Raw genomic sequence first — 5,031 nt, forward strand, 5'->3', positions numbered from 1 at the left:
GGTCGTCCCGGGGCGCAGCAGGGCGAACGTCCGTGGCTCGGCGTGCGCGTGCAGGCGGCCGAGGGCGGGGCATTGCTCGGCTTCGTCCAGCATGGCGGTCCGGCCGAGGCCGGCGGGCTGTCGGCCGGTGACTTGGTGGTCGCGGTCGACGGACTGCGGATTTCTGCCGCAAACTGGGAAAAACGGCTGTCCCGGCATGCTGTCGGGGACCTGATCTCCGTGTATGCTTTCCGCCGGGATGAATGGCTGGCCTGTCAGTGCCGCCTCGAATCCGCCCCCCTCGATACCTGTGTTCTGTCACTGCCCGACGATGATGCCGCGCGCCTGCCGGCCGAGCGCTGGCCGCTGCAGTGACAGCATAAAAAAAGAACGACCGGATGGAGACCCGCGCATGCAAGCTGATTTCTGGAAAGACAAATATCCCGAGAACGTGCCGTACCAGATCGACACCGCCGAGTACGCCTCGGTGCTGGACGTGTTCCACACCGCCTGCGGCCGCTACGTCGATGCTCCGGCGTTCTCCAACATGGGCCACACGCTGACCTACGGCGAGCTCCACCGCCTCAGCGCCGCCTTCGCGTCCTACATCCAGAATCACACCACGCTGAAGCCGGGCGACCGCATCGCGGTGCAGATGCCCAACCTGCTGCAGTACCCGGTGGTGGTGTTCGGCGCCATGCGCGCCGGCCTGATCGTGGTCAACACCAACCCGCTCTACACCGAGCGTGAAATGCTGCACCAGTTCAACGACGCCGGCGTCAAGGCGCTGGTGGCGCTGGCCAATTTCGGCAACCTGGTGCAGGCCGTGCTGCCCAAGACCGGCATCGAGTACCTGTTCCTGACCGAGGTCGGCGACATCCTGCCGGTGCCCAAGCGCTGGCTGGTCAACACCGTGGTCCGCCACGTCAAGAAGATGGTGCCGGAGTTCAGCCTGCCGCAGGCCATTCCGCTCACCCGCGCGCTCAGCCAGGGCCGCCGCCGCTCGCCGGTCGAGCACCAGGCGCAGCCGGGTGATGTCGCCGTGCTGCAGTACACCGGCGGCACCACCGGCGTTGCCAAGGGCGCCATGCTGACCCATGCCAACCTGGCCGCCAACCTGCTGCAGATCCGCGCCGTGCTCACCTCGTCGTTCGAGCCCGGCAAGGAAACCATGATCGCGCCGCTGCCGCTGTACCACATCTTCGCCTTCACGGTGTGCTGCCTGGGCATGATGGAGCTGGGCGGCCACACGGTGCTGATCACCAATCCGCGCGACATCCCGGCCTTCGTCAAGGAGCTGGGCCAGTGGCGCTTCACCGCCATCGCCGGTCTCAACACGCTGTTCGTGGCGCTGCTCAACAGCCCGGACTTCCGCAAGCTCGACTTCTCGTCGCTCAAGCTCACCGTGGCCGGCGGCATGGCCATGCAGCTCAAGCCCGCCGAGGAGTGGGAAAAGCTGACCGGCTGCCAGGTCTGCGAAGGCTTCGGCATGACCGAGACCTCGCCGGTGGTGTCGCTGAACCCGCTCAAGGCCATCCAGCTCGGCACCATCGGCATGCCGGTGCCGTCGACCGAGCTCAAGGTCGTCGACGAGAACGGCGAGGAGCTGCCGGTGGGCGAAGCCGGCGAGCTGTGCGTGCGCGGCCCGCAGGTCATGAAGGGCTACTGGCAGCGTCCGGAGGCCACGGCCGAGACCATCGACGCCGATGGCTGGCTGAAGACCGGTGACGTGGCGGTGATCCAGCCTGATGGCTACCTGCGCATCGTCGACCGCAAGAAGGACATGATCCTGGTGTCCGGCTTCAACGTGTATCCGAACGAGATTGAAGATGTCGCCGCCGGACACCCGGGCGTGCTCGAGTCGGCCGCCGTGGGCGTGCCGGACGAGAAGTCGGGCGAGGTGGTGAAGCTGTTCGTGGTCAAGAAGGACCCGGCGCTGACCGAGGAGGCGCTGATGGCGCACCTGCGCGCCAACCTGACCGGCTACAAGGTGCCGCGCTTCATCGTGTTCCGCCCGGACCTGCCGAAGACCAACGTTGGCAAGATCCTGCGCCGCGAGCTGCGCGACGCCTGACGGCGGACAGGCTCAGCACCTGCCGGCTGTCGCAGTGATGGCGAGGCGGGTGTGCCGCGAGCCGGTGAGGTGTCCGGGCGCCGTGTCCGGGCAAGAAGCTGTGTGCAAGGAGGGTGGCCGAGGCCGCCCTCCTGCTTTTCAGGAAGACCGATGACGACCGAGCGCAGGCCCGACGCGGCTGCCAGTGCCGGCGCCTACCCGGGTGCCGCCGCCATTCCGCAGGACATCGACTGGTCCGGCGATCTGCCGGTGCTGGCGGTGCGCGACGAGCTGATCGCCGCCGTGCGCGCGCACCAGGTGGTGATCGTGGCCGGCGAGACCGGCTCCGGCAAGACCACGCAGCTGCCGAAGATCTGCCTCGCCGCCGGCCGCGGCCGCACCGGCATGATCGGCCACACCCAGCCGCGCCGCATCGCCGCGCGCGCGGTGGCCTCGCGCATCGCCGAGGAGCTGAAGACCCAGGTCGGTGCCGGTGTCGGCTTCAAGGTGCGCTTCAGCGACCAGACCGCCACGCAGACCTACCTCAAGCTCATGACCGATGGCGTGCTGCTGGCCGAACTGGGGCAGGACCGCCTGCTGCGCGCCTACGACACCATCATCATCGACGAGGCGCACGAGCGCAGCCTGAACATCGACTTCCTGCTCGGCTACCTGCGCACGCTGCTGGCGAAGCGGCCCGACCTGAAGCTGCTCATCACCTCGGCGACCATCGATGTCGAGCGCTTCAGCCGCCATTTCGCCGGCGCGCCGGTGTTCGTGGTCGAGGGCCGCAGCTATCCGGTCGAGACCCGCTACCGCCCGGTTTCCCTGGAGGCGGCGGCGAGCAGCGAGGACGAAGGCTTCGAGCTGATCGAGGAAGCCATTCCGCGTGCCGTGGTGGAGGCGGTGGAGGAATGCCTGCAGCACGAGCGCGCGCAGGGCCGGAGCGCGCGCGGCGACATCCTGGTGTTTTCCAGCAGCGAGCGCGAGATCCGCCTGCTCGCCGATACTCTGCGCAAGTACGGGCCGCCGCATACCGAGATCCTGCCGCTGTATTCGCGTCTGTCGGTGGCCGAGCAGCAGAAGGTGTTCGAGCGCGGCAGCGGGCGCCGCATCGTGATCGCCACCAACGTCGCCGAGACCTCGCTGACGGTGCCCAACATCCACTATGTCATCGACCCCGGTTTCGCGCGCATCAGCCGCTACTCCTACCGCTCCAAGGTGCAGCGCCTGCCGGTGGAGGCGGTGTCGCAGGCCAGCGCCAACCAGCGTGCCGGCCGCTGCGGGCGCATCGCGCCCGGGGTCTGCATCCGGCTCTACAGCGAGGCCGACTACCTGGCGCGGCCCGAGTTCACCGACCCCGAAATCCGCCGCACCAACCTGGCGGCGGTCATCCTGCAGATGCAGGTGCTGGGGCTCGGCGATCTGGAGCGTTTTCCGTTCCTCGACGCGCCCGACTCGCGCCTGGTCAACGACGGCTTCCGCCTGCTCGAGGAGTTGGGCGCGGTCGACCGCCAGCGCCGCATCACCACGCTGGGCCGGCAGATCGCGCGGCTGCCGCTGGACCCGAGGCTGGCGCGCATGGTCGTGGCCGCGGCGCCGCTGGGCGCCTTGCACGAGGTGCTGGTGATCGTCGCCGCGCTGTCTGTGCAGGATCCGCGCGATCGCCCGCACGACAAGCAGCAGGCGGCGGACGAGCGCCATGCCCAGTTCCGCCACCCGGATTCCGACTTCCTGTTCTTCGTCAATCTCTGGGATGTGCTGGCGGCGCAGAAGGGCGAACTGACCGAGCGCGAGCGCCGCGAGTTCGCGCGCAAGCACTTCCTGTCCTGGCTGCGCCTGCGCGAGTGGCGCGAGACCTGGCGCCAGCTCGTGCAGCTGTGCGAAGGCCTGAAGCTGCCGATGAACCGCGAGCCGGCGCCCTACGAGGCCGTGCACCGCGCGCTGCTCACCGGCCTGCTGTCGCAGATCGCGCACAAGGGCGACGACCGCGAGTACCAGGCGCCGCGCAACCAGAAGGCGCTGGTGTTCCCGGGCTCGGTGCTGGCGCGCAAGGGGCCGCCGTGGATCATGGCCGCCGAGCTGGTGGAGACGCACCGCGTGTATCTGCGCCTGGCGGCGAAGATCGAACCCGAATGGGCCGAGAAGCTGGCCGGCGACCTGCTCAAGCGCAGCTATTCGGAGCCGCACTGGGAGCGCAGGCAGGGGCGGGTGGTGGCCTTCGAGCAGACCTCGCTGTTCGGCCTCGTGCTGCACGCCCGCCGCAAGGTCAACTACGAGCCGGTCAACCGCGCCGAGGCGCGCGAGATATTCATCCGCGATGCCCTGGTCGCCGGAGACATCGACCTCAAGGCGGCGTTCTTCCGCCACAACCGCGAGCTCATCGCCGAGGTCGAGCGGCTGGAGGACAAGACCCGTCGCCGTGACCTGCTGGTGGACGAGGAGACCCTCTACGCCTTCTACGACGAGCGCGTGCCGGAAGATGTCGCCAGCCTGAAGACCTTCGAGGACTGGCGCCACCGCGTCGAAAAGGAGCAGCCCGGGCATCTCTGCCTGTCGCGCGAGCAGGTGCTGGCGAAGGCGGCGGATGACGGCACCGCGCATGATTTTCCCGATACCCTGCGCGTGGCCGGTCACGACCTGCCGCTGCGCTACCACTTCGAGCCCGGGCACGAGGCCGACGGCGTGACCCTGCTGCTGCCGGCGGGTCTGGTGCAGGAGGTGCCGGAGGCGGTGCTGGAGTGGCTGGTGCCCGGTCTGCTCGGCGACCGCGTCGAAGCCCTGCTGCGTGGCCTGCCCAAGGCCTTGCGGCGCCAGCTGGTGCCGCTGCCTGACACAGTCGCGTCGGTGCTGCAGGAGCTGGGGCCGCAGATGCCTGGTGCGCAGCAGGGCCGGCCGCAGGGCGCTGGCGGCAAGGCGCCGGAGAGCCTGCTTGCCGCGCTGGGCCAGGCGCTGCTGCGTCGCGGCGTGCGCGTGGGCGCCTCGGACTGGGCCGGCAT

2 protein-coding genes and 1 pseudogene are annotated in these 5,031 nt (G+C 69.1%); all 3 read left to right on the forward strand.

Translation table 11 applies throughout. The features are described 5' to 3' along the window. Window positions 1–354: PDZ domain-containing protein (locus tag C5O18_RS06465; RefSeq protein ID WP_146089246.1), on the forward strand; the 354-nt coding region annotated here is incomplete at its 5' end. Between the two features lie 37 nt (window positions 355–391). Then, window positions 392–2,053, forward strand: coding sequence for an AMP-binding protein (locus C5O18_RS06470; protein ID WP_105192527.1), 1,662 nt, complete (start codon window positions 392–394; stop codon window positions 2,051–2,053). A gap of 240 nt (window positions 2,054–2,293) precedes the next feature. Beyond that, window positions 2,294–5,031 (forward strand): annotated as a pseudogene (gene hrpA, locus C5O18_RS06475) (ATP-dependent RNA helicase HrpA); the annotation flags it as partial.

The sequence above is a fragment of the Amnimonas aquatica genome, from assembly GCF_002943415.1.
GTDB lineage: Bacteria > Pseudomonadota > Gammaproteobacteria > Pseudomonadales > Moraxellaceae > Perlucidibaca > Perlucidibaca aquatica_A.